The 24,959-nt window shown below is 60.4% G+C and carries 22 protein-coding genes and 1 riboswitch; of the genes, 12 read left to right on the top strand and 10 right to left on the bottom strand.

Going from position 1 to position 24,959, the window contains the following annotated elements; genetic code table 11:
• Window positions 1-24 precede the first annotated feature (24 nt).
• A complete protein-coding gene (locus FHT92_RS23485) occupies window positions 25-2,412 on the bottom strand; it encodes a phosphoketolase (RefSeq protein WP_183829785.1) in 2,388 nt (795 codons plus the stop codon).
• Window positions 2,413-2,481: 69 nt separating this feature from the next.
• Complete coding sequence (locus FHT92_RS23490; RefSeq protein ID WP_183829788.1) at window positions 2,482-3,660, bottom strand: acetate/propionate family kinase; 1,179 nt, start codon at window positions 3,658-3,660, stop codon at window positions 2,482-2,484.
• 216 nt (window positions 3,661-3,876) lie between these two features.
• Between FHT92_RS23490 and FHT92_RS23495 the strand changes: the two genes are divergently transcribed.
• Window positions 3,877-5,472, top strand: coding sequence for an inorganic phosphate transporter (locus FHT92_RS23495; protein ID WP_183829791.1), 1,596 nt, complete (start codon window positions 3,877-3,879; stop codon window positions 5,470-5,472).
• Between the two features lie 6 nt (window positions 5,473-5,478).
• Here FHT92_RS23495 and FHT92_RS23500 read toward each other — a convergent pair whose 3' ends face one another.
• Window positions 5,479-7,050 (bottom strand): bifunctional diguanylate cyclase/phosphodiesterase, encoded by a 1,572-nt coding sequence (locus FHT92_RS23500; RefSeq protein ID WP_183829794.1) that lies wholly within the window; start codon window positions 7,048-7,050, stop codon window positions 5,479-5,481.
• A gap of 238 nt (window positions 7,051-7,288) precedes the next feature.
• Between FHT92_RS23500 and FHT92_RS23505 the strand changes: the two genes are divergently transcribed.
• On the top strand, window positions 7,289-7,531 hold the full coding sequence (locus FHT92_RS23505; protein ID WP_183749942.1) for a DUF6894 family protein: 243 nt from the start codon (window positions 7,289-7,291) through the stop codon (window positions 7,529-7,531).
• Window positions 7,532-7,591: 60 nt separating this feature from the next.
• A complete protein-coding gene (locus tag FHT92_RS23510) occupies window positions 7,592-7,945 on the top strand; it encodes a hypothetical protein (RefSeq protein ID WP_183829797.1) in 354 nt (117 codons plus the stop codon).
• A gap of 435 nt (window positions 7,946-8,380) precedes the next feature.
• Here the strand turns inward: FHT92_RS23510 and FHT92_RS23515 are convergent, their stop codons facing one another.
• Window positions 8,381-8,926: a histidine phosphatase family protein gene (locus FHT92_RS23515; RefSeq protein WP_183829800.1), complete on the bottom strand. Its 546-nt coding sequence runs from the start codon at window positions 8,924-8,926 to the stop codon at window positions 8,381-8,383.
• Window positions 8,927-9,029: 103 nt separating this feature from the next.
• Window positions 9,030-9,104: riboswitch (cobalamin riboswitch) on the top strand.
• 50 nt (window positions 9,105-9,154) lie between these two features.
• Between FHT92_RS23515 and FHT92_RS23520 the strand changes: the two genes are divergently transcribed.
• The 3 genes from FHT92_RS23520 to FHT92_RS23530 all read left to right on the top strand — a co-directional run bounded on the left by FHT92_RS23520 (window position 9,155) and on the right by FHT92_RS23530 (window position 10,903).
• Window positions 9,155-9,364 carry a CbtB-domain containing protein gene (locus FHT92_RS23520; RefSeq protein ID WP_183829803.1) on the top strand — a complete coding sequence of 70 codons (210 nt, stop codon included), beginning with the start codon at window positions 9,155-9,157 and terminating at the stop codon, window positions 9,362-9,364.
• A gap of 111 nt (window positions 9,365-9,475) precedes the next feature.
• On the top strand, window positions 9,476-10,210 hold the full coding sequence (locus tag FHT92_RS23525) for a CbtA family protein (RefSeq protein ID WP_183829806.1): 735 nt from the start codon (window positions 9,476-9,478) through the stop codon (window positions 10,208-10,210).
• An 84-nt stretch (window positions 10,211-10,294) separates the two neighbouring features.
• On the top strand, window positions 10,295-10,903 hold the full coding sequence (locus tag FHT92_RS23530; protein ID WP_409527167.1) for a hypothetical protein: 609 nt from the start codon (window positions 10,295-10,297) through the stop codon (window positions 10,901-10,903).
• On the opposite strand, the gene FHT92_RS23535 is transcribed toward FHT92_RS23530, so the two are convergent.
• Window positions 10,888-11,550, bottom strand: coding sequence for a sulfite oxidase-like oxidoreductase (locus FHT92_RS23535; protein WP_183829809.1), 663 nt, complete (start codon window positions 11,548-11,550; stop codon window positions 10,888-10,890). The two genes, FHT92_RS23530 and FHT92_RS23535, sit on opposite strands and share 16 nt — an antisense overlap.
• Before the next feature lie 250 nt (window positions 11,551-11,800).
• Between FHT92_RS23535 and FHT92_RS23540 the strand changes: the two genes are divergently transcribed.
• The 6 genes from FHT92_RS23540 to FHT92_RS23565 all read left to right on the top strand — a co-directional run bounded on the left by FHT92_RS23540 (window position 11,801) and on the right by FHT92_RS23565 (window position 19,595).
• Window positions 11,801-13,534, top strand: a complete 1,734-nt coding sequence (locus FHT92_RS23540) for a sensor histidine kinase (protein WP_183829812.1) — start codon at window positions 11,801-11,803, stop codon at window positions 13,532-13,534.
• Window positions 13,531-14,886: a sigma-54-dependent transcriptional regulator gene (locus FHT92_RS23545; RefSeq protein WP_183829815.1), complete on the top strand. Its 1,356-nt coding sequence runs from the start codon at window positions 13,531-13,533 to the stop codon at window positions 14,884-14,886. Before FHT92_RS23540 ends, FHT92_RS23545 begins: the two co-directional genes overlap by 4 nt.
• A 382-nt stretch (window positions 14,887-15,268) precedes the next feature.
• Window positions 15,269-16,252 carry a tripartite tricarboxylate transporter substrate-binding protein gene (locus FHT92_RS23550; protein ID WP_183829818.1) on the top strand — a complete coding sequence of 328 codons (984 nt, stop codon included), beginning with the start codon at window positions 15,269-15,271 and terminating at the stop codon, window positions 16,250-16,252.
• A 99-nt stretch (window positions 16,253-16,351) separates the two neighbouring features.
• Window positions 16,352-16,813 (top strand): tripartite tricarboxylate transporter TctB family protein, encoded by a 462-nt coding sequence (locus FHT92_RS23555; protein ID WP_183829821.1) that lies wholly within the window; start codon window positions 16,352-16,354, stop codon window positions 16,811-16,813.
• Between the two features lie 9 nt (window positions 16,814-16,822).
• Window positions 16,823-18,328 carry a tripartite tricarboxylate transporter permease gene (locus FHT92_RS23560; RefSeq protein WP_183829824.1) on the top strand — a complete coding sequence of 502 codons (1,506 nt, stop codon included), beginning with the start codon at window positions 16,823-16,825 and terminating at the stop codon, window positions 18,326-18,328.
• A 91-nt stretch (window positions 18,329-18,419) separates the two neighbouring features.
• Entirely contained in the window at window positions 18,420-19,595 is a 1,176-nt protein-coding gene (locus FHT92_RS23565; protein ID WP_183829827.1) for a M20 aminoacylase family protein, read from the top strand.
• Between the two features lie 6 nt (window positions 19,596-19,601).
• On the opposite strand, the gene FHT92_RS23570 is transcribed toward FHT92_RS23565, so the two are convergent.
• Genes FHT92_RS23570 through FHT92_RS23590 form a run of 5 tightly spaced genes read right to left on the bottom strand, consistent with a single transcriptional unit; the run spans window position 19,602 to window position 24,932 of the window.
• Entirely contained in the window at window positions 19,602-21,389 is a 1,788-nt protein-coding gene (locus FHT92_RS23570) for an adenine deaminase (RefSeq protein WP_183829830.1), read from the bottom strand.
• Window positions 21,386-22,306 carry a nucleoside hydrolase gene (locus FHT92_RS23575; protein ID WP_183829833.1) on the bottom strand — a complete coding sequence of 307 codons (921 nt, stop codon included), beginning with the start codon at window positions 22,304-22,306 and terminating at the stop codon, window positions 21,386-21,388. The genes FHT92_RS23570 and FHT92_RS23575 overlap by 4 nt, the downstream gene beginning before the upstream one ends.
• 4 nt (window positions 22,307-22,310) lie before the next feature.
• Complete coding sequence (locus FHT92_RS23580; protein ID WP_183829836.1) at window positions 22,311-23,336, bottom strand: ABC transporter ATP-binding protein; 1,026 nt, start codon at window positions 23,334-23,336, stop codon at window positions 22,311-22,313.
• Window positions 23,329-24,108 carry an ABC transporter permease gene (locus FHT92_RS23585; protein WP_183829839.1) on the bottom strand — a complete coding sequence of 260 codons (780 nt, stop codon included), beginning with the start codon at window positions 24,106-24,108 and terminating at the stop codon, window positions 23,329-23,331. Before FHT92_RS23585 ends, FHT92_RS23580 begins: the two co-directional genes overlap by 8 nt.
• Window positions 24,105-24,932, bottom strand: a complete 828-nt coding sequence (locus FHT92_RS23590; protein WP_183829842.1) for an ABC transporter permease — start codon at window positions 24,930-24,932, stop codon at window positions 24,105-24,107. Before FHT92_RS23590 ends, FHT92_RS23585 begins: the two co-directional genes overlap by 4 nt.
• Window positions 24,933-24,959: the final 27 nt, after the last annotated feature.

A 24,959-nucleotide genomic window follows, 5' to 3' on the forward strand; every position in this document is an offset into this window, starting at 1 on the left:
GCCCTTTCACGTAGTTACCTGCTCTCAGGCCGCGGGCCATTTCCAGTTACGCACGTCGGGCATGTCCTCACCATATTCGCGGACATAGGCATGATGCTCGACGAGTTTAGCTCTCAGGCTTTCCAGCACTTCAGGCACTTTCTCCTTCAGGCCCGGAACGCGCTCGATCCCCTCGATAGCGAGGTGGAAGCGGTCGAGCTCGTTGAGCACGGTCATGTCGAAGGGCGTGGTGGTCGTGCCTTCCTCAATGAAGCCGCGCACATGGATGTTGCGATGATTGGTGCGCTTATAGGTCAGCCGGTGAATGAGATAGGGATAGCCGTGATAGGCGAAAATGACCGGCTTGTCCGTGGTGAAGATCGCATCGAAATTCTCATCCGTCAGGCCGTGCGGATGCTGATCCTTCGATTGCAAGGCGAGCAGGTCGACCACGTTTACCGTGCGGATCTTCAGTTCAGGAATATGCTGGTGCAGCAGGTCGACGGCCGCGAGCGTTTCCATGGTCGGTACGTCGCCGGCGCAGGCCATGACGAGATCAGGCGCCACCGTATCTTCCTCATGGCTTGCCCAATCCCAGACGCCGATACCAGCCTCACAATGTTTCGCCGCCTCGTCCATCGTCAGCCATTGCGGTTCCGGTTGCTTGCCGGCGACAATGACGTTGATACGGTCATAAGTCCCAAGGCAATGATCGCCTACACAAAGCAAAGTGTTGGCGTCCGGCGGCAGGTAAATGCGGACGATATCGGCCTTCTTGTTGGCGACGAGATCGACGAAGCCGGGGTCTTGATGCGAGAAGCCGTTATGATCCTGCCGCCAGACATGCGAGGTCAAGAGGTAGTTGAGGGAGGAGATCGGCTTCCTCCACTCCAGTTCGCGGGTGACCTTCAGCCACTTGGCATGCTGGTTGAACATGGAATCGATAATGTGGATGAAGGCCTCGTAGCAGGAAAACAGGCCATGCCGGCCCGTCAGCAGGTAGCCTTCCAGCCATCCCTGGCAAAGATGTTCGCTCAGAACCTCCATGACGCGGCCGTCACGCGACAGACCGACATCATAGGACTCGATTTTCTCCATCCAGACGCGATCGGTGACTTCGAAGACGCTGCCGAGACGGTTCGATTCCGTTTCGTCCGGGCCGAAAATGCGGAAATTCGCATTGGCCTCGTTGAGCTTCAGCGTATCGCGCAGATAGCGACCAAGGATTTCGGTGGATTGCACCATTTCAGCGCCGCGCTTTTCCACCTTTACCTCATGGGAGCGGATATCGGGTGCGATCAATTCCTTGCGCAGAATACCGCCGTTGGCGTGCGGATTGGCGCCCATGCGACGATCGCCCGAGGGGGCCAGCGCCCGCAGTTCCGGCTTCAACCGGCCGGCGGCGTCGAAGAGGTCTTCGGGATCGTAGCTGCGCATCCAGTCTTCGAGGATTTTCCGGTGCCCGTCGTTATCCCGGCAATTGGAGACCGGCACTTGATGGGCGCGCCAGAAACCCTCGACCTTCTTTCCGTCCACCTCTTTGGGTCCGGTCCAGCCCTTGGGGCTGCGTAACACAATCATCGGCCAGCGCGGGCAGGCTTGTGGCGCTTTGCCGCTGCGGGCCTCTTTCTGAATGGCGGGGATACGGTCGAAGACTTTCTCGAAGGTCGCCGCCATCTGCTGATGCATCTTTGCCGGCTCGTGACCCTCGACGAAGAAGGGTTCATAGCCATAACCTTCGAACAAATGCGTCAGATCCTCGTCGGTTGCCCGGCCGAGGATGGTTGGGTTGGCGATCTTGTAGCCGTTCAGATGCAGGATCGGCAGAACGGCGCCGTCGCGGGCCGGGTTCAGAAACTTGTTGGAATGCCAGCTTGCCGCAAGCGGGCCGGTTTCGGCCTCGCCGTCGCCGATGACGCAGGCGACAATCAGATCGGGATTGTCAAAAGCTGCGCCGTAGGCATGGACCAGCGCATAGCCGAGTTCGCCGCCCTCGTGGATGGAGCCCGGCGTCTCCGGCGCTGCATGGCTCGGGATGCCGCCGGGGAAGGAGAACTGGCGGAAGAGCTTATGCATGCCGTCTTCGGTCTCGGCGATATGGGGATAGATTTCGCTGTAAATGCCTTCGAGATAGGTATTGGCGACCATGCCCGGGCCGCCGTGACCGGGGCCGCACATATAGATGATGTCGAGATCACGGGCGCGGATGATGCGGTTCAGATGCGCATAGATGAAGTTGAGACCGGGCGTGGTGCCCCAGTGGCCGAGCAGGCGGGGCTTGATATGTTCTGATTTCAGCGGCTGGCGGAGCAGAGGATTGGACAGGAGATAGATCTGTCCGACCGAGAGATAGTTGGCGGCACGCCAGTAGCGATCGATGAGCGTAAGTTCGGCGTCGGAAAGAACTGCTGGAGTCGAGACATGCTTTTCCATGGATTTCTCCCGTTTAAACTTGTTCAACGTCAATTCTAGCTGATGGCACCAGCATGCCTTTGATCTGGATCAGCCGGAGCGAAGAATAGAGAGCGCTTCCTGCGCGATGACGTGCTCCTCGTCGGTAGCGATGACATGCGCCGTTATCCGACTTGTGGGTGTCGTGATTGTGAAGCCGTTAGCGGCATTCGCTTTTTCGTCCACCGCAAGACCGAGCCAACTCAAGCGCTGGAGGACGGAAGCGCGGATTTGCGGCTGGTGTTCACCGATACCGGCCGTAAAGACGATGGCATCGAGCCCGCCGAGCGTCATCGACATGCGGCCGATCTCGCCTGCAATGCGCAGGGTGAAGAGATCGAGAGCTTCGCGGGCTTCCCGGCGGCTATCCTCGAGAAGATGACGGGTATCGGCATTGATGCCCGAAACACCGAGCAAGCCGGAGCGATGGTAGAGCATGTCCTCAACCTGATCGGCGGATTGTTTCCTCCGCTGCAGAAGATAAAGGATCGCACCGGGATCGAGCCAGCCGGGCCGGGTTGCCATGGGGATGCCGTCGAGCGTGGAAAACCCCATGCTGCAATCTCGGCTGACGCCTTTTTCCAGGGCGCAAAGGCTCGCGCCGCTGCCGAGATGAGCGGCGACGATTTTCGGCTTGCCCGACAGTTTGCGGCTCACTTCGCCGGCAATGAATCTGTATGAAAGGCCGTGAAAGCCATACCGCTTGATACCCTCGTCATGAAGCGCACGTGGGATAGCGAAACGGCGGACGAGGTCGGCCTGTGTTGCGTGGAAAGCGGTATCGAAGGAGGCGGTCTGGGAAAGATGCGGCTTCAGGTGCCGCAATGCGCGGATGAAGCGGAGTGCCTGCGGCTGATGAAGGGGTGCCAGCGGCGTCAGCGCGTCGATTTCATCGATTGCGGTGTCATCAAGCGCAGTCACTTCGGTGAAACGGTCGCCGCCATGAACGACGCGGTGGCCGGCAGCGCGGACGGCGCCGATATCGAAATGCTCCGAAAGCAATTCGCACACTTCGTCGACAACGGGGCGCAGATCGTCCGTAAACTCGGCCTCGAGCGGCGTATCTGATATCTGCGGACCTTCCGTGATGCTGAAGGTGAGGGGTTCGGCGCGGAAATCGATCACGCCTTTGCCGATGCGGCGCACGTTTGCATCTTCGATTGCGAAAATGCCGATCTTCACCGTCGACGAACCGGCATTGAAGGTCAGGAGAAGGTCAGTCGACGGCATTTGCTTGATACTCCCGGCAAGCGTGGCGATAAACGAACTTAGCGCCATGGCGCCGCGTGGGAAGGCTCTTCGCTCCCAGCGGGCAATTTTCGGTTGTCGATTCGGTCTCCGAAGATGTCGGCTCGGGATGACGCGTGGATGGTTGCGTCATGAGAGTTTCACGCTGCGGATTTATTAACAAATGGCAAATTTGCAAATGGAACAAGGAACTATTCCATGGCCGACATTGCCCCAAGCCATAGTGACGTTTCCCATCCGCTGCACCATTCGAATTCCGTAGGCAAGTGGTTCCTGCCGGTGTTCGGTCTCATTCTGGTTTGCGGTCTCGGATATGTCGCCTACGCCCTGTCCCGTGACCTGACTGCCGCAGTTGCCGTTCCGTGGGTACTTCTCGGTCTCGCGCTGCTGATCGCGCTCGGCTTCGAGTTCGTCAACGGTTTCCACGATACGGCCAATGCCGTGGCGACCGTTATCTACACGCGCTCGATGCCGGCGGAATTTGCCGTTATCTGGTCGGGCTTCTTCAACTTCCTCGGCGTTCTGACATCCACGGGCGCCGTGGCCTTTGGCATCCTGGCGCTGCTGCCAGTCGAGCTGATCCTGCAGGTCGGTTCCGGTTCAGGCCTTGCCATGGTCTTTGCGCTGCTGATAGCAGCGATCATTTGGAACCTCGGCACGTGGTATCTCGGCCTGCCGTCATCGAGCTCGCACACCCTGGTCGGCTCGATCATCGGCGTCGGCCTCGCCAACCAGTTCCTGGCGCCGGCAGGTTCCGCCACCAGCGGCGTGGACTGGTCTCAGGCAACCAATATTGGCCTGTCGCTCTTGATTTCACCAATCATCGGTTTCGGCCTTTCGGCCATCCTGCTCATCGTTATGAAGTTCCTGGTGCGCAAACGCGAACTCTATCAAGAGCCGAAGGGCAATCGGCCGCCGCCGTTGTGGATCCGCGCCATCCTGATCTTCACCTGCACGGGCGTGAGCTTCGCCCACGGTTCGAATGACGGCCAGAAGGGCATGGGTCTCATCATGCTCATCCTCATCGGTCTGGTGCCGACCGCCTTCGCGCTCAATCGCACGCCTGATGTCAACTATCTCGAAGCCTACAAATCGGCGTCGGCGCAGGTGGAAACGGCTCTTGGCAAATATGTGAAGCCGGGCGTAACCGTTACCGACTACAAGGCCGAAGTCAGCAATGCCGTCAAGAACAAGGTCTGGACGGCCGCGACCACGCCGGCGCTGCAGCAGTATATCCACCAGACGAGCGCCGAAGTTGCTGCTTTCCCGACACTGGAAGCCGTTCCCACTAATCTCGTCGGCAACGTCCGCAACGACATCTACCTGATCGGCGAGGCGCTCAAGCTCATCGACAAGAAGAAGCTGCTGCCGATGGACGCCAGTGATCTCAGGGCCGTCACCGGGTATCATGCGGCAGTGGACAACGCGACAAAGTTCATTCCGTTGTGGGTGAAGGTCGCCGTCGCGCTGGCACTCGGCCTCGGAACGATGGTCGGCTGGAAGCGTATCGTTGTGACGGTTGGTGAGAAGATCGGCAAAACCCATCTGACCTACGGCCAGGGTGCCGCCGCAGAAGTCGTCGCCATGGCGACGATCGCCTCGGCCGACCATCTGGGCCTGCCGGTTTCGACCACACACGTGCTGTCATCAGGTGTGGCTGGCACGATGGCTGCGAACGGCTCGGGCCTGCAATGGTCCACCGTGCGCAACATGCTCATGGCCTGGGTTCTGACGCTTCCGGCCTCGATCGCAATCGCCTTCTTGCTGTTCGTGGTCCTTCGCCAGATCTTCTAAGGTTGGTCAGGCCGTAAAGGCGAGACTGCTAATCTGATTTTCGATAAAGATGCCCGCCTCTGCGGCGGGCATCGCTTTGCCGAAGAGATAGCCCTGGCCGATGTCGCAGCCAAGCGGCAGTAGATAGGCGAGTTGGGCGTGCTCCTCGACGCCTTCAGCCGTCGTCTTGATGTTGAGGCTTCTTCCGAGAGCAAGCATGGCGCGGACGATCTTTTCCTGCTTCCCGTCCTCCCGGCAGGTGGCGATGAAACTCTTGTCGATCTTGATTTTGTCGAACCGGTAACGGGCGAGCTGAGCAAGGCTCGAATAGCCCGTACCGAAATCATCAAGGGCGATCTGTACGCCCGCTTTATGCAATTCATCGAGAATATAGGCTGCGATCGCGGGATCTTGGATCAGCGCGTTTTCGGTAATTTCAACTTCCAGCCGCCCGGCGGGCAGGCCGCTTGCCGCGAGCACTTTGAAGATGCGCGAGGGAAGGAGTTTATCCTCCATCTGCACAGGTGAGACGTTGAAGGAAAGCCTTACATCATCCGGCCAGGCGAGGGCATCGCTGCAGGCCTGGGTGAGGAGGTTTTCGAACAGTTCGGTTATCATGCCGGTTTCTTCGGCAATGCCGATGAAGACCGGAGGCGGAATCCTCATACCGTCTTCGTCAGTCCATCGGGCCAGCGCCTCGAAGCCGCAGAGCCTACCACTCCTGAGATCGATCAGCGGCTGATAGTAGGTCTTGATCGCCTTGTTCTGAATGGCGCCGCGCAGCTTGCTCTCCAGTGATGCGCGTTCCGTCACCTTGTCCTGCATGGACGGTTGGAAGATCAGGTGATGGTTGGGACCGCGTGATTTCGCCTCGTACATGGCAAGGTCGGCGCGGTGAGCTGCGTCCTCGAGTGGCTCTGCGCCTTCGTTCCAGCGGTCGTAACCCACGCTGGCGCCGACTTCGACGGCAAAGCCATCGATCAGGATGGGCCGGGTGACTGCCTGGATAAGCACTTTGGCGAACCATTCCTCCCGCGCCTCGGTCATGCCGAGCGCGATGACGATGAATTCATCCCCGCCGAAACGATAAACGCAATCGGCATTGCCCAGTGCGCAGATGCGCTTGGCTACTTCCACCAACAGAACGTCGCCACCCTTGTGGCCGATAAGGTCGTTGACTTTCTTGAATCCGTCGAGATCGACGGAGAAGATCGTAACGTTGCTCTTGGCCCCTTCGGGGACATCGCCGTCCTGATAGGCGGGCTTGGGCAGGATCTTGCGTTCGAAGGCGTAGCGGTTTGGAAGCTTGGTCAGATGATCGTGAGTAGCGGTCCAGTCGGCGCGCGCCTGGGCGGCACCGCGAAGTTGCGTCTCTTTGCGAAGGTCGCCAATGCGCAACGCGGAATAGATGAAACTCATCCCGCCGGCGATGCCGAGGGCAAGCACGAACTCGTCGGCGCCGTAGTTCTCCAAGCCGCTCATGAAGGAAACGAGCCAGCTATCGACATCCAGCAGGGCGCCTGAAATCCACAACGTTGCTCCGAGCGCCATGACAGACAGGCATTGCTTTCCCGCCCTGCTCCTGAAGAATTCCGCCATGAGCTTCTCCATCTCCATCCCGGGCGGAAGTATCATGAAAGTCTGAAATGTTTATTGAAACCTGAAGGCGAATTGTTGGCGATCGTACCATGCATTCGGTAGCACTTTCATCGGAAACGGACAGACCGTGCGTGCTGCGCTGCCTCTTAACGTGATATAAGAAAAGCCGAATTTTTGCACGCAATTTGAAACCTTTGGCCGCCTGTTGCTTTTAAGCTTTCGCAACGGATGCAGCGAGATGTCTCTCTTCTATTTCAAGACCGTAGACAATGACGGCATGGTCCCGGATGACCTGCCGTTCGAATTTCCCGACCTTTTCGCCGCCGTGGAAGAGGCAAAGCACGTGCTGGCCGAAATGGCGCTCGACGGTTTGCCGCAATGGCCGGGCGGATCGCTGGGTATAGAAGTGCAGAACGGTGATCGCGCTCCCATCGTGCGGCTGCGGCTGGAGCTGAAAGTAGACTACGTCCGTCCGCCCTGAGCGGAACCAATGTCTCGTCCAAACCGTTTTTCAGAACTATTCAAGAGAGAGGACAATCTCATGCACGTTGTCGGCACCCAGGTCATCCCCGCCTATGGCAACAAAGGTGGTTTCACGGTCGAGTTCGTGGGCGACGGCGGCGAAGTCGTCTCCGTGCAGATCAAGAGCGATCGCGGTCGGCAATTGAACCGGCTGAATGCGGTGGAAAAGGCGAGGGAAGTGATGGGCTGCCTCGCCACTGCGCCAATCCGCGAGGGCGATAACGGCCAACCAGTTGCGGTAGAGAATGCTCGTTCGCGGGGTGATGAGGAGGCAATGGAAGAGCAACTGGACGAAGGACTGGAAGGCACTTTTCCCGCCAGCGATCCGGTCTCGATCACCAACACCACAATCTCCAAGAGCAGCAAACACTGATCCGTCCTTTTTATGGCTGCCATGCCTGAGAGCGTTCCGCCGTCATTCCTATGATGCGTCGCATGCGCAGCTCGGCAGGCCGATCTGTCTTCGAGGCCGCAGATGCCGAAACTGACCGGCGTGTCCGGTCGGCCTGTTTTTCGTCGTCATTCAGATTAAAATCGGTGAAGAGAAAGGCGAGCGGCCGTAGCGCGCCCGCCTTTGACTCTGATAGTTCAGGCGACATTGATCAGCAGTGGCAGGCTGATCATGATGCCGACGAGAACGGCGACAACAGTTGCGACACGCACGGCGCGAATACGCCGCGTGCGCTCTCCACTCCAGTCATAGGTCATTTTTCGTCTCCGCAGGGAAGGACGTAGAGCCCGGGGGTACCGGGTTCGATGTGTATGGCTGCGTTTGCTTGTGTAAGGCTGAACTAATTTAGAGGGGTATTCAGAAACGCAGCGACCAGCGGCGGTTGTCATGCGTCATACGCACCATACCGAGCGGCTGAACATCTATTGTCCAGAAGGAGGCAGGCGGTGCTTTCAGGACATCCACGATCGCGGCGCGGATGACGGCTGCGTGGGTAACTGCGACGACATGGCCGCCGAGCGGCATTTCCTCGTTCATCCAGCCGGCGATGCGTTTGCAAAGCTGTTGCAGGCTCTCACCCTCATGCGGGGCAGCTTCTGGATCCGATATCCAGAGAGCAAAATTATCCGGCTCTTCGGAACGAAGGCTCATAAGCGGCTTGCCGCTCCAGCGACCATAGTCGCAGTCCCTGAGCGTGGGGGCAAGGACCGCGTCGAAGCCCAGCATTTCGGCGGTCTGCCGGGTGCGCAGCGCCGGGCTTACGAAAACCCTGTCCGCCTGTCCCGGTGACGGCAGCGTGGCTTTGCTCATCGCTTGTTCCTCCAGCGGTTCGTCCATGGGAAAGGAAGCCGTGCGATTTGCCGCCGTGGCGCCGTTATTTATCCATGTGAGGCGAGTGGTCACGTTATTCGCGCCCTCCGGAGATAGGGCGGGATGACCGCCACGCGTATGAAGTTTCGTTGACAGTATCTTTGACGTGCAGATATAACCGTGACGTTGCGGGTTTGGAAGCCGGTGAAAGTCCGGCGCGGTCGCGCCACTGTGACCAGCGTGTCGAAGTTCTTCGCGTTGGAAGTCAGACCCTACTGCACACGAGATCTTCGACTGAACGCGTCATTCCAGGAGGAATACATGTCTGACACCACTTTTGCGCCGGTCACGTCGCCCGCCCCAATTCCTGCAAGCCAGATTCTGCCATGGGCGATCTTCGGCGGCCTGCTGATGCTGATTGCCATCTATTTCGTCGGTACCGAAGAAGGCGCGATGGCGCTCTTCAACGGCATGTATGTGCACGAATTCGTGCATGACGCCCGCCACCTCCTCGGCTTCCCCTGCCACTAAGCGTCCCGATCTTCGAGATCCGCTTGATACGTTTTAGTTGTAGTTTTTGCATGTCGTCATCGCAAAACCGCTGAACGCTCTTGTGCGACATGCTTTAGGGGAGTTTCTCACATGGTTGGAAATCTTCTGCTTCGCGGGATGATCGCGGGCGTGATTGCAGGTATCCTGGTTTTCGCCTTTGCGCGCTTCTTCGGCGAACCGCTCGTCGATGCTGCCATCGCCTTCGAAGAGGCGACGGCGCAGGCTGCCGGCGAGGTTGCCGAGCCTGAAATCGTCAGCCGCGTCACCCAGGCGGGGCCTGGGCTCTTCATCGGCGTCATGGCCTATAGCGTTGCCATTGGCGGGCTGTTTGCGCTTGTCTTCGCCTTCGTGCATGGCCGCTTCAGCAGCCTTTCGGCACGCGGCACCTCGGCCGTTATCGCAGTCGCCGCTTTCGTCGCCATTGTCATCGTTCCGGCTATCAAATATCCGGCCAATCCGCCGGCTGTCGGCAATTCGGATACGATCGGGGTGCGCACCGACCTGTTCTTCCTGATGATTGTCGTTTCGATTGCTTCGCTGATCGCGGCCGTTGCAATTGCCCGCAGCCTGACAGCGCGCTACGGCTTATGGAATGCGGCGATCCTTGCGGGTGTTCTCTTTGTCGTCTTCATCGGTCTGGTGGAATATCTGCTGCCTCCGATCAACGAAGTGCCGGAGAATTTCTCAGCGATGGTGCTGTGGCGCTTCCGCACGACCACGCTCGGCATGCATATGATCCTCTGGCTGGTGCTCGGTCTCGCTTTCGGCGCGCTGGCGGAGAAGCGCCTCGGGGCGAAGAGCGTATTGCGCCCGGCCCATCGATAAGGAGCGGCAGAGGGGCTTGACGCGCCCTCTTTCCTCGCAAAGTCCGTCGGCTGTTCGGCTGCTGCGTCGGGACGTGGACGTATTGTGAAAAACGGATTCAATCTCCTTTGTTTCGGCCTTGCCCTGCTGATTGCGGATAACGCGTCCGCGCATGGAGGCGGCAGGGACGAGGGCAGCCGCGCTGGCCTACCGGTGCCCGAAATATCTCACGGGGAAATGGCTGTGATTGCCGACTATCGCGGCCGTATCATGGATCTCGCCGCAAGCGCGGTCGATACGAACGAGCCTTTCCGGCGTGTCCTGAACTATGCCGAGATACAGTATTCCTACTGCCTCTGGGGTCGGATGCCTGGCAGCGTGACGGATCAGGAAAGTCCGTTCAACGAATGCGCCCATGCCTATCTCGCCGCGACCAAGGCGGTGCTGCTTGCCATGCGCGACATGCCGCAGGAAGCCGTAGCCGCCGGTGAAATCGCATCGGCTGTCGATGTCGATATGGTCCGGCACGGGCTCTCGCTGGTGACCTGCCGCTTCAGTGGAGAGGGCTTCGACACGGCCGATATCGTGCGCCCGCGCTGGAGCGAAATACCCCTGCATCCGGCGAGCATGGCCTCGCTCACCGGATTTGCGGCGATCCTCGCTGCAGGGTTCTTTGTTCTCAGGCGGCTTCTTCGGATTCAGTCTTCGGAATAGCGCTGTTCGCGCCACGGATCACCATACATATGGTAGCCGTTCTTTTCCCAGAAGCCTGCCTTGTCGGCCGGCAGCAGATCGATGCGGCGCAGCCATTTAGCGCTTTTCCAGAAATAAAGATGTGGCACGACCAGACGCATCGGGCCACCGTGATCGCGAGTGAGAGGCTGGCCCTCCCATGCGGTGGCCAGAATGGCGTCTTCAGCGGCGAAATCGGAAAGCGGCAGGTTGGTCGTGTAGCCGTCATAGCTCGTCAGCATGACGTAACCGGCTTCCGCCTTCGGCATGGCGAGATCAAGCAGATCGCGGGTCGAAACACCCTTCCACTTGTTGTCGTAGCGCGACCACGTCGTCACACAATGGATATCGGTAACCATTGTGCTCTGTTCCAGCGCCTGGAAGGCGGCCCAACTGAGGTCGAGCGGCGTCTCGACCAGGCCGCGAACTTCCAGCCGCCAGCTATCGATGGAAATGATCGGTTGCTGGCCGAGGTCGAGCACCGGCCAGTTCTTGACCAGATGCTGGCCCGGCGGCAGGCGCTCGGTTTCCGGGCGGCTGATATGGCCGGTCAGGAACTTTCCTTCCGCGGCCCAACGGCGTTTGGATGTTGTGAGCTTGCTGTCTTTGGGGATCTGGTCGTCGCTCATAGCAGTCTCCTTGCGGTGCAACAATCAGACATCCGCGCCTGGCAAGTGTCAAGTTTCGGCGCCTCTTGGAAATCTGCACCGTGCTGATTACACTTGGTCCGTCGGGTTATGCCTTCACGGGGAGCGGAGGCGGAAAGGGAGGAGCGAGACTCTGTCTTCGCGCTATCGTGTTATTGCGGCGTTTTGCGCTGCACCTTTATTGGTTTTCGCTTTCTTCTATTATGGGAGCGCGGTCGCCACGCGCGCTTATATGGGTGAGGCTTCGGCGCAGGCGGGTACGGCGCTGCGGCTTGCCGTCTCGGCGCTGAGTGGTCATCTTAGCCGCTACGAGGCGTTGCCGGCGCTGATCGCCGATCACGACGATATCAAGGAGCTGGTGAGTCGGCCGGATGATCCCTCACTGCGCGACAATGCCAATCTCTACCTCAAGGAAATCAACGGGCTGCTGAAATCGTCCGATATTTATGTCGTGCGTCCGGATGGCGAAACGATCGCCGCCAGCAATTTTGACGGCCCCGGGAGTTTTGTCGGTGAAAACTTCAGCTACCGTCCATATTTTCAGGAGGCGATCGGCGGGCATCAGGCACGCTTCTATGCGCTCGGCACGACTTCGCTCAAGCGTGGCTACTATTTCTCATCGCCAATCCGGGTAGATGGGAAAATCCGCGGCGTCATCGTCTTCAAGGTCGATATCGACGTAATCGAATCCTCGTGGAGCGGCGGCGAATACCGTATCTTCGTCTCCGATCCTGAAGGCATCATCTTCATGTCCGACAGTCCGGACTGGCTTTACGGCGCGATCCTGCCGCTGAGTTCGGATCGCGTGGCGCGCACCCAAGCGTCACGGCGTTATGCAAGTGCCAAGCTCGTCGAACTGCCGGTCATCCGCCATCGTTTCGAGGATCATGACCTGATGACGCTCGCCAGCGATCGCGGGCAAAGTGAATATCTCGTGCTTTCGCACTATATGCCGGCCGAAGACTGGACTGTGAACGTGCTGATGGACACGAGCTCCATCCGAGCGCAGGCCCGTACCGCGCTGGTCGTCGTTTTCCTCATTCTCTGCATTGCCGCGCTGACCCTTGCTATTCTTCGGCAGCGGCGCATGCGGCTTGCCGAGCGCCTGCAGCTGCAGGCCGAGGCGCGGAACGAGCTGGAGCGGCGGGTTGATGAGCGCACGGCCGATCTTGCCCGCGTCAACAGCCGCATCGAGGAAGAGATCGCCGAGCGACGCCTGACCGAGCAGCAGCTGCGCCGGACACAGGCCGATCTCATCCAGGCGGGCAAGCTTGCCGGTCTCGGTCAGATGTCGGCAGCGCTCTCGCATGAGTTCAATCAGCCGCTTGCCGCCGCCAAGACCTATACGGACAGCGCCTATGTCCTGCTCGAACGCGGCCGCACAGCCGAAGCGCAAGATAATATCCAGCGCATCGGCGGGCTGATCGACCGGATGGCCTCCATCAGCCGGCACCTGCGCAATTTTGCGCGCAAGCCGAATGAGAAGCTCGGCCCGGTGCCGCTCGACGAGGCGATCCGCGACACGTTGGAGATCATCGCCTGGCGGTTGAAGGCGGCGGATGCCGATCTGCGACTGCATCTTGGCGCACGGCCGCCGGTAGTCAAAGCAGGTTCGGTGCGCCTTCAGCAGGTGCTGGTCAATGTGATTTCCAATGCGGCTGACGTGGTCGAGGGGCTGGAGGACAAGCGTATCGAAGTCTCGGCTTCCGAAGAGGCGGGCAGGGTGATCCTGACCGTGCGTGATCATGGGCCCGGTGTGCCGGCGGCAATTGCCGAGCGCATCTTTGATCCCTTTTTCACCACCAAGGGCGTCGGCAAGGGTCTCGGTCTCGGCCTTTCGATCTCCTATAACATTATCAAGGATTTCGGCGGCAGCTTGACCGTTTCCAACCATCCGGGAGGCGGGGCCGTTTTCTGCATCGAGCTTTCCGCAGCAGCTGGCATGATGCCGGAGGCGGCGGAATGAACGAACAAAAGATATTGCTCGTCGACGACGAAGAGGAACTGCGTCGCTCGACTGCACAGGCGCTGGAACTTTCGGGCTTCAGCGTCGAAACCTTCTCCAATGCCGATCATGTGCTAGAGCTGATCGGCTACAGTTTTCCTGGAGTCGTCGTTACCGATATCCGCATGCCCGGTATGGATGGCATGACGCTGATGCAGAAAATCCGTGAACTCGATACCGAAGTGCCTGTCATTCTCGTCACCGGCCATGGCGATGTGCAGCTCGCCGTCAAGGCGATGCGTGAGGGTGCCTATGATTTCATCGAGAAACCATTCACGCCGCAGATGCTCGCCGGTGTCATCCGCCGCGCCATGGAGCGGCGCAGCCTTGTGCTGGAAAATCGGCTGCTGAAGGCTGTTGCCGGCAAGCGCGACGACCTCGAGGCGCGGCTGCCGGGGCGCACGCAGATCATGGTCGATCTGCGCTACCGCATCCGCGCGATCGGAGCGAGCGATGCCGACACGCTTGTTGTTGGCGATACTGGTGCGGGCAAGGAAGTGGTGGCCCGCGCGCTGCACGATATCAGCTCGCGGGCAAGCCGGCCGTTTGTCGCCATCAATTGTGCAGCTCTCCCGGCGAACCTGATCGAGAGTGAGCTTTTCGGGCACGAGGCCGGCGCTTTTCCGGGCGCGGTGCGGCCGCGTTACGGCAAGTTCGAGCATGGGAGAGGCGGTACCATCCTGCTCGATGAGATCGGCTCCATGCCGTTCGATCTGCAGGCGAAGTTCCTGCGGGTACTACAGGAGAGAACGATTTCCCGCCTTGGATCGAATGAGACCGTTCCGCTTGACGTGCGGTTCATCGCCACGAGCAAGGTCGATCTGGAAGCGGAAGTCGCTGGTGGCCGATTTCGCGCCGACCTCCTCTACCGGCTGAATGTCGCAACCCTTCATGTGCCGTCGCTCTCACAGCGCCGTGCCGATGTTCCGCTGCTCTTCATGCAGCTCGTCAGGGAGGCGGCTGCGCGTTACGGCAAAGACGAGATGGCCGTGCCGCCGGATGTGATTTCCGACATCGCGCAGCGCGACTGGCCGGGCAACGTCCGCGAGTTGCGCAATGCAGCCGACCGCTTCGTGCTCGGTCTCGATGGGGGCGGCCGGCTGGCCGAGGCTGCCGGGCTCGCGGAGCGCGTGGCCGAATTCGAGCGCGGCGTGATTGCGAGCGCGCTTGTTGCCCATGGCGGCAGCCTGAAACCGGTCTATGAGTCGCTCGGAATTTCGCGCAAGACGCTTTATGAAAAGATGCAGAAATATGGTCTCGACAAGAAGCTGCTGGCCAACGAGATGGCCAGCGAGATGCGTCGCGAATTCTGATCCAATCCCGAATCTCTTGATGTGATCGAACCGATCGGTGAGGCCAAGCTGACGCTGACGCACGATGCCGGTGGAGGGCTCCAAATTCGTCAGACCGTCTCTGGCGGCTGGCCGCAAATTCTCTCCCACTCCAAATCGCTTGGAAACAGGCGAGGTCGTTCTGCCGCCCAAGCGGTGGATGACCCAGCGATGGGTGGATTTCCACCCATCGCTTTAACCATTTGTTTCCAAGTCGACCCATGCTGCGTCGCACCGTCGCAAAATCGTCATTCTTCCCTCACACCGCGATTGCGGCTGCAGGTCCCTGGCCTGCAAATGGATCATCCGAGCCGGTGCGGGAGGATGCGCCGGCAGAAGACCATTTTTCATCAGGGAGGAAAAGATGAAAATCCTGAAGGCCATGCTCGGCGTGACAGCCGCCGCTGCTGTTTCGTTTCTCGCCCATGCCGCCTCGGCACAGAACTATCCTGACCGCACCATCACCATGGTCGTGCCTTTCGCCGCTGGTGGCCCGACCGATACCGTCGCGCGCCTCGTCGCGGAATCCATGTCGAAGGATCTCGGCCAGCAGATCGTCGTCGAAAACGTCGGCGGTGCCGGTGGCACGCTCGGCGCCGCCCGGGTTGCCGCCGCCGATCCGGATGGCTACACCATCCTGCTGCACCATATCGGTATGGCGACCAGCGCCACGCTTTATCGCAAGCTTGCCTACGACCCGCTGAACGCCTTCGAATATGTCGGTCTCGTCACCGATGTTCCGATGACGATCGTTGCACGCAAGGATTTCGAACCCGCCGATCTGAAGAGCCTGATCGACTATGTGAAGGCGAACAAGGATAAGGTCACTGTCGCCAATGCCGGTATCGGTGCCGCATCCCACCTTTGCGGCATGATGTTCATGAGCGCCATCCAGACGCCGTTGACGACCGTTCCCTACAAGGGAACCGGTCCGGCCATGACCGACCTTCTTGGTGGCCAGGTCGATATCATGTGTGACCAGACGACCAATACGACGAAGCAGATCAAGGGCGGTACGATCAAGGCCTATGCCGTGACTTCGCCAGCCCGCCTTGATGTACTCAAGGACATTCCGACGGCGGTAGAAGCCGGCCTGCCGGGCTTCGAAGTCGGTATCTGGCACGGCATTTATACGCCGAAGGGAACGCCGGCCGAAATAAACGAGCGCCTGTCGAAGTCGCTTCAGGTCGCACTGAAGGATCCGAATGTTGGCGCCCGCTTTGCCGAACTCGGCACCGCTCCCTCGTCGGACGCTGATGCGACCCCTACGGCCCTGAAGGCGAAGCTCGAGAGCGAAATCGGCCGCTGGAAGCCCGTCATCGAAGCAGCCGGCGAATACGCGGACTGAGCCTGACTGCCACCTCGCCACCCTCCTTCCAATCGGAAGGAGGGTGTTTGCGCAGCCTCATATCCGTCGCGACGCTCAATCTCCAACCCAGGAGACATCATGAAATCTCTCAGTTTCGACACCACCAATGTCATCTGCGGCGCCTTACTTGCCGCGACCGGCGCCTTCTTTGCCTATCAGTCGTTCAATCTCGATATCGGTACGGCGCTGCGTATGGGACCTGGCTACTTCCCCCTCGTTTTGTCGGGCATCCTCATGCTGCTCGGCCTCATCATTCTCGTGCAGGCGGTGCGGGTTCAGGGCGAGCCGATCGAGCCTTTCGCCTGGCGCGGCATGCTCTTCATTCTCCCGGCGCCGGTCTTTTTCGGACTAACGGTCCGCGGGCTCGGTTTTGCTCCAGCAATCTTCCTGACGGCCTTTATCGCTTGTTTTGCATCCAGTCGCATGAATGTGCTGTTCGCGCTGGTTCTCTCGCTGCTGTTGGCGGTCTTTTCGGTTGCTGTCTTCAGCTACGCGCTCGGGCTGCCGTTCGAACGTTTCGGCCCCTGGGTCCGGTTCTAGGAGGCGGGCATGGAACTCTTCAGCAATCTCGCACTTGGTTTCTATACGGCGGCAAGCCCGGAAAATCTGCTCTTCTGCCTTATCGGCGTGCTGCTCGGCACGCTGATCGGCGTATTGCCGGGTATCGGTGCCACGGCAACGATCGCCATGCTGCTGCCGATTACTTTCCAGCTTGAGCCGGTTTCCTCGCTCATCATGCTCGCCGGCATCTATTACGGCGCTCAGTACGGCGGCTCGACGACGGCAATCCTCATCAACATGCCGGGTGAATCGTCCTCGGCAGTGACTGCCATTGACGGCTATCAGATGGCGCGCAAGGGCAGGGCAGGCGCGGCGCTCGCGATTGCCGCACTCGGCTCCTTTTTCGCAGGGACGGTCTCGACCTTCCTGGTGGCGATCTTTGCGCCGCCGCTGACGGCGATTGCACTGCAATTCGGTTCTGCCGAATATTTCTCGCTCATGATCGTCGGCCTCGTGTCCTCGATCGCGCTAGCCCATGGCTCGGTCGTCAAGGCGCTAGCCATGGTGGCGCTTGGGCTGCTGCTCGGTCTTGTGGGCACGGACATTTATACCGGCACGCCGCGCTTCACGCTCGGCATCCGCGAATATGCCGATGGACTGAATTTCGTGGCACTTGCCGTCGGGGTCTTCGGTATTGCGGAAATCCTGCGCAATCTGGAAGGCGAGAAGACTCGCACCGTGTTGATGGCGAAGGTCTCGGGGCTCCTGCCGTCGAAGCAAGAGTTCAAGGAGATGATCGCACCGGTTATTCGTGGGACGGTCATTGGCTCGGCGCTCGGCATCCTGCCGGGGGGTGGCGCTATCCTTGCTTCCTTCGCTTCCTATACGATGGAAAAGCGCGTGTCGAAGAAGCCGGGAGAGTTCGGCCATGGGGCGGTTGCCGGCGTTGCCGGGCCGGAGTCGGCCAACAATGCAGGGGCGCAGACCTCGTTCATTCCGCTGCTGACGCTTGGAATCCCGGCAAACCCTGTCATGGCGCTGATGGTCGGCGCGATGATCATCCAAGGCATCGTGCCGGGTCCCAATGTGGCGACGGAGCAGCCGGCGCTCTTTTGGGGCATCATCGCTTCCATGTGGATCGGCAATCTGATGCTCGTCATCCTCAACCTGCCGCTGATCGGGCTGTGGGTGAAGCTGCTGACGGTGCCATACTACGTGCTCTTTCCCGTGATCATGGCCTTCTGCTCAATCGGAGTCTATAGCGTCAATTCCAACGTCTACGACCTCTACGCCGTCGCCTTCTTCGGCCTCATCGGATACCTGCTGGCGAAACTTCGCTGCGAGCCGGCGCCGCTGCTGCTCGGCTTCGTGCTCGGGCCTTTGCTGGAGGAGAACCTGCGGCGCGCCATGATCCTGTCGCGCGGCGATGCCACGACCTTCATCACGCGGCCGATCAGCGCTACGCTGCTCGCGATCGCCGTGGCGATGCTGATCATCGTCTTCCTGCCGAGCGTCAAGCGCAAGCGCGAAGAGGTCTTCGTCGAGGAGGCATGAGGGCTTGCGCTCTCAACGTGTTTGTTGAAGAAAAGACGATCTGATGCGGGCGTCGTCGGGCGCCCGTTTCGCTTTACAGGATATCCAGGCTATGAGCATCCCCGCCCGGATCAGCAACGATCTGCCCTTCCTTACATCTCTTCGCCGCGACCTGCATGCCCATCCAGAACTTGGTTTCGAGGAGGAGCGTACCAGCAACATCGTCGTAAGGCTCCTGGAGGAGGCAGGTATCAAGGTGCATCGCGGGCTTGGCTGTACCGGTGTCGTCGGTACGCTGCAAATCGGCAATGGCACACGCTCGATCGGGCTGAGGGCGGATATGGATGCGCTCGCCATGCCGGAAACGGCGGAGCGTCCTTACAAATCGACGGCACCCGGCAAGATGCATGCCTGCGGCCATGACGGGCATACGACGATGTTGCTCGGCGCGGCACGCTATCTGGCTGAAACGCGCGGTTTTTCCGGCACTGTGCATTTCATCTTCCAGCCGGCCGAAGAAGGTCGTGGCGGTGCGAAGCGCATGGTGGAGGAAGGGTTATTCAAACAGTTTCCTTGCGATGCCGTCTATGGGTTGCACAATATGCCAGGGCTTGCCGTGGATGAGATTGCGGTCGTCGAGGGGCCGCAGCTTGCTTCCTCAGATAGCTGGCGGATCACTTTCCGGGGCGTTGGTACGCATGGTGCAAAGCCGCATCTCGGCCGCGATCCCATTACAGCTGCAGGCACTTTCCTTTCGTCCCTGCAGACGATCGTGGGGCGCGTCGTCGACCCCCTTCAATCAGCGGTCGTCAGCGCCTGTTCGGTACAGGCCGGCAATCCGAAGGCATTGAACGTCATCCCCGATATCGTCGAGATCGGCGGAACCGCGCGTGCCTATTCGCCTGAGGTTCGTGACCAACTGGAAGCGGAGATCGGCCGTCTGGCGCAGGGCACGGCCGCCATGTACGGCATTCTGGCTGACTATGAATTCGAACGCCGCATTCCGCCCGTCGTCAATGACGCGGATGCAACTGCTCGGGCTCTAGGCGCCGCACAGGCGGTGTTCGGTGAAAAGGCGCGTACGAGCTTTCCGCCGTCGACCGCCGGCGACGATTTTGCTTTTTTCGGGCAAAATGCGCCCGGCTGTTATGTCTGGCTAGGCAACGGCCCGGCTGCCGATGGAGCGCTCCATCATAATACAGCCTACGACTTCAATGACGATGCCCTCGGATATGGAGTGGCCTATTGGGTGTCGCTTGTCGAGCAAGAGCTCAAGGCTGAAGCGTAGGTCGCCTCAGAAGGTTTCCAAGACGGGGCTTTCCAGCACTTTGCCGGTTACGACGTCGGCAATGCCTCGATCGGTCTGGTGCGGGCCGACATTGCAGGCAAGCGTCGCACCGAAGCAGGCCTTGAAGACCAGATAGGGAGGTTGCCAGTCGACGACTTTCTCCATCGCCTTGCGGATGCCGGTGAAGCCGTTGGCGGTTTCCTGTAGGGAGGCATCTGTCACAAGGCCGGAGAACGGCAGGGGCAGAAGGACTTCGACGTGTCCGTCCTTTGCTACGGCCATGCCGCCGCCGACTTCGATGACGGCATTTGCTGCAAGCGCCATGTCTCGTGCGTTTCCGCCGATAACCGTGAGGTTGTGGCTGTCATGTGAGACGGTAGTGCAGAAGGCACCGCGCCACTCACCCCAGCCGGTCAGGAAGCCGACACGCGGCCTGCCATCCGCCACCCCGTGACGATGCGCGACTGCAATCATGGCGCTGCCGGCTGGCGGTACGACGAAGCCGTCGCGAATATCTGCTTCAGCTTCGCCCCATTGGGTAAAGCGCGGGCGGTCGATCGTCGCGAGGCGCGCTTTCGTACCGTTGGCGGGAATACGGAAATCATCGTCCGCGAGCGCTGCGAGCTTGACCGATTGCATCAGCGGACTGGCATCGAGCGGCTGGATGGGATCCTTCACCGCGCCATTTTCGGCAACAAGACGGCCGTTGGCGATGACGGCGCGCGCCCTGAATTCACTCATATCCTCAAACAGCACGAGATCAGCGCGGCGGCCGGGGGCGATGAGGCCAAGGTCGGAGCGCTTCAGGCGCTGTGCGGCATTGAAAGTTGCCGCGCTCAGCGCCCATTCCGGACGCATCCCGTAGCGCACGAGACGGCGCACTACATCGTCGAGGCCGCCATTTTCGTAGAGTTCATCCGGGAAGACGTCGTCGGTGCAGAGTGTGACGGTCGGCGGAAGATGACCGATGCCATCAAGCGCATCGGCGAATTCCTTCAATAGATGATCGTGCGAGCCTCGCAGTTCGATCGTCATTCCGACTGCGAGCTTTTGCAGAAGGTCGGCGCCGGAGGTGAGCTCATGATCAGAGGTGACACCGGCGGCCATAAAGGCATTGAGATCGGCGCCTTCCAAGCCACGGGCATGGCCGCAGACGAGTTTGCCTGAGGCCAGGCCGGCATTGACGATGTCAGTCATCCGTGGGTCGCGGTCGATGACGCCGCGCATGTTCATAACTTCCGCGACGCCACCGATTGCCGGCGAGCGCAGCAGTTCGGCAATGACGCCAGCATCGAAATCCGCACCGGCGAGTTCCAGGCCAGGGGCGGAGGGAACGCAGGAGGGAGCAAGCAGGATTACGCGCAACGGCAGATTGCGCGAGGCTTCGATTGCCCAGCGCACGCCGTCGAGACCATGAACATTGCCGAATTCATGCGGATCCCAGACGATCGTCGTCACGCCCCGCGGCAGAACGGCCTCGGCATATTCGGCCGGTGTGACCATCGAGCTTTCGATATGCATATGCGTATCGATCAGGCCCGGGGAGATGATGCTGCCGGCCGCGTCGATCACATTTGCAGCATCGCTGCGGCTTGCCGGGGCGTGTACGCTCGCGATTAGGGCGCCGACGAGACCAATATCGGCCTCGCGGATCAGCCCGGTCACGGCGTCGAGGATACGGCCGCCGGTAACAAGCACATCGAAAGGGCTACTACCGCGCGCCGCAGCCACGGCGCGGGCGCGTAAGGCCGGCTCATTGAGATCGACGGGTTCCTGACGCGGAGTGGCGGTCATTTGCGGGCCTCATTAACCAAGGCGGCGAGAATGATGACACGCGCCATATCGGCATCGATGTCAGCGGCGAACTGTGCATTGAACGTTGCATGGGTGGTACGGGTTTCGACGACCGTGCGCCCGCGGGTATGCTGCCCCTGCAATTCCACGTCGATGCGGGCAGGGCGGAAGCTGACCACCTGCGGAGCGACGAAGGCGACGGCAGCCGAGGGATCATAGATCGCCATCGAAGGACGGCCGCGGCTGGTGCCGATGCGGATATAACCGGCGAACATGTCGGCAATCAGTTCGGCATTGGCGCCGCCGGCAACGCGGACTGGATCGGCATCCTCGGGCTTTGCGAGAACCTTGCGGCAGAGATCGAGATCGACCATGCGCAGTGGCAACTTGTGTGCGATGACGATTGCCAGCGCTTCGGGGTCGGCAAGTGCGTTGAACTCCGCGGATGCCGTGTGGTTGCCAGAGGTAACGCCGCCGCCCATCCAGACGAGTTCAGTGATGCGGGCTGTGAGATCAGGCCGGGCGAGCGCCAGTGCGGCGATATTCGTCAATGGACCAAGCGCTAGCATGCGATGCGGGCCTTCCAGCTCCAGCCAGCGGCAGAGGGCAGGGAAGGCATCGCTATCCGGCAGGATCGGCGCCGGTGGTAGCTGTCTACCGGTCGTCGGAATGCCGCCTTCGCCGAGGATCGCCTGCGCCGTCTCAAGTTTGCCGAGCACGGGCATGTCGCGGCCGCTGTGAATCGGAAATTTCCAACCGAAGGCCTTGGCGGCACCAGCCGCATTGGTGCGCACCTGCGGTAGCGGCGTATTGCCGAAGATCAGCGAGACGCCGTCGATGTCGAGCTCGGCGTTCGTCACCACCATGATAGCGGCGACATCGTCGAAACCCATATCCGTGTCGATCCAGACGCCCATGATCTCACCCGAAACGCTTGAGGCTTGCGGAAACTGCGACCGGCAAATCGAAGGCGATCGTATTGCCGAGTTTGTGCTGTGGCAGGGCGGCGTCGACTTCCGCCTTGATAGGGCCAAGCGCGCTGTCCAGCAGATATTCGCGGCTGTTGCCGGCAAAGGACGTGCCGCGCACTGTGCCCTGGAAAGGGCCAGAACCGAGGATTACCGCACGCGGCCGCCAGGCCAGACCCGCCGCACTGTCAGGTGCTGCGGCGGAAAGCACGACAGGGCCATTCGGCGTCGCGAGTTTTCCGTCCTTCAGCGCAAAGATGTTTTCGAAGCCAACGAAATCGGCGACGAAGGAAGAAACAGGCTTGTTATAGATGTCCTCGGGCGCGCCGATTTGCTCGATGCCGCCGTTCAGCATGACGATGATGCGGTCGGCAAGGGCAAGGGCCTCCGCCTGGTCGTGGGTGACGAAGATCATCGTTACGCCAGTTTCCTTCTGGACGCGTTGAAGCTCGGCGCGCATTTCAAGGCGAAGGCGGGCATCGAGGTTGGAAAGGGGCTCGTCGAGCAACAGCACTTTCGGTTCCATGACCATGGAGCGGGCGAGCGCGACGCGCTGCTGCTGACCGCCCGAGAGTTCGCCCGGCTTGCGGCCGGAAAACTTCGCAAGGCCGACGGACTTGAGGCCGGCATTGACCTTGCCGTCCAGATCTCGGCCGCGAAGACCCTTCAGGCGCAGGCCGAAGGCGACGTTTTCATAGACGGTCAGATGCGGGAAAAGCGCGTAGGACTGGAAAACCAGGCCGACGGCGCGCTTGTTGGCAGAGACGCGGGTGATCTCGATCCCATCGAGATTGATGCGGCCGGAAGCCGGGTTCAGCAGGCCGGCAATGGCGCGCATGGTCGTCGTCTTGCCGCAGCCGGAGGGACCGAGAAGGGCTACCAGCTCGCCCTTGGCAATCGACAAGTCGAGGTCCTTCACCGCAACCGTATCGCCATAGGCGAGCGTCAGTTTGTCGAGTTGAAGGTAGGCATCAGACATAGCGAGAGAATCCCAGGAAGCGTTCGGCGAGGAAGACGATGCCGATCGAAAGGAAGGCGAGCAGCGCTGAGAGCGCCGCAACGGACGGGTCGTAGGTCGTCTCCATATAGCCCAGCATGTCGATCGGCAGCGTGCGGACGCCAGGGCCGGAGAGGAAGAGCGAGACTGGCACCTGATTGAAGCTGGTGACGAAGCCGAGGATGAAGGCGGCGAGAATGCCGCCGCGGATATTTGGCATGACCACGCGGAAGAAAGCGCCGAGCCGCGAGGAGCCGAGCAATACGGCGGCTTCCTCGATATCTGAGCGCAGGTTGCCGAGACTTGCGGACACAACACGCACCGCATAGGGCAGCACCAGAGCCGTATGGGCGAAGAAGAGCGCCAATGTGATGTTGAAGCCGAATGGTACGACCAGGTAACGCAGCAGCGCCAGACCGACGATGATGCCGGGCACAATGATCGGCAGTGAGACGATGGTTCTTACCGTCTCTGCGCCCCGGAGACGGTAACGCGATAGGGCATAGGCGGCGGGGATGCCGAGGATAAGAGCTGCCAGCGTGCCGAAGACTGCCAGAAACATCGACATGGCAAAGCTTTCGCGGAAACTGTCGATGGTGAAGACCTTTGCCACCCAGCGCAGCGACAGGCCCTGCGGGGGGAAGGCCAGCGTATCGCCCGCGGAAAGCGAAGCGGCGATGATGATCAGGAAGGGCCCGATCAGGAAGACCAGCAGGAGGACGAGCACGACGGGTGAGAGGAGACGGATGCTCATCGGCGGTTCCTCGCGGTGGCAAGGCGCTTCAGCAGGATATTGGCGGCAAAGCTCATGACGATCAGGATGAAGGCGATGACGCTTGCCGAAACGAAATTATTGGCGACGGAGACTTGCTGATACAGCAGCGTTTCCAGCATCAGCACCTTGGAGCCGCCGAGGATGGCCGGGGTGATATAGGCCGTCAGCGAGCCGGTGAAGACCAGCGTGCCGCCGACGACGAGGCCCTCCTTGGTGAGCGGCAGGATAACTTTCCAGAAGACCTGGAGCCAGTTTGCACCGAGCACGCGGGCGGCGGGAATGGCATCCTTCGGCATGTTCTCGAGCGCGCTGATGAGCGACAGGATCATCAGCGGCAGGAAAAGCTGCAGCAGGCCGATGAAGACGGCGGTTTCGGTGAAGAGCAGGCGCAGCGGCTCCGGACTGAGCCCGAGACCGGTGATGGCTTCATTGACGATGCCGGTGCGGCCGAGAATGACAATCCAGGCATAGGTGCGGGCGACGGGCGAAATCATCAGCGGCAGGGTGATGAGGCCGATCATGCGGCCCTTGCCCTTCGGAGGAAGATTGACGATCGCAAAGGCGGCGGCATAGCCGATGATGGCCGACACTGCCGTCACTTCCAGGCCGAGCCGGAAGGTGCGGAAGAAGACGGTGCGGTTCAGCGTCTGCGAGAAGAAATCCGTGTAGGCGGCAAGCGTCCAGGCTCCGCCACTACGAAAACCTTCCGAAAGCAGTATCGCGACAGGCAGCAGAAAGACCGCGGCGGCGAAGATCGCTGCCGGCAGGGCAAGCGCCAGGGCTTCTGCGCGGTTCTGGAACATGAGACGCCTTTCGAGCGGGGAAGGGCC

Origin of the sequence: Rhizobium sp. BK377, from assembly GCF_014193935.1 — a bacterium.
GTDB lineage: Bacteria > Pseudomonadota > Alphaproteobacteria > Rhizobiales > Rhizobiaceae > Rhizobium.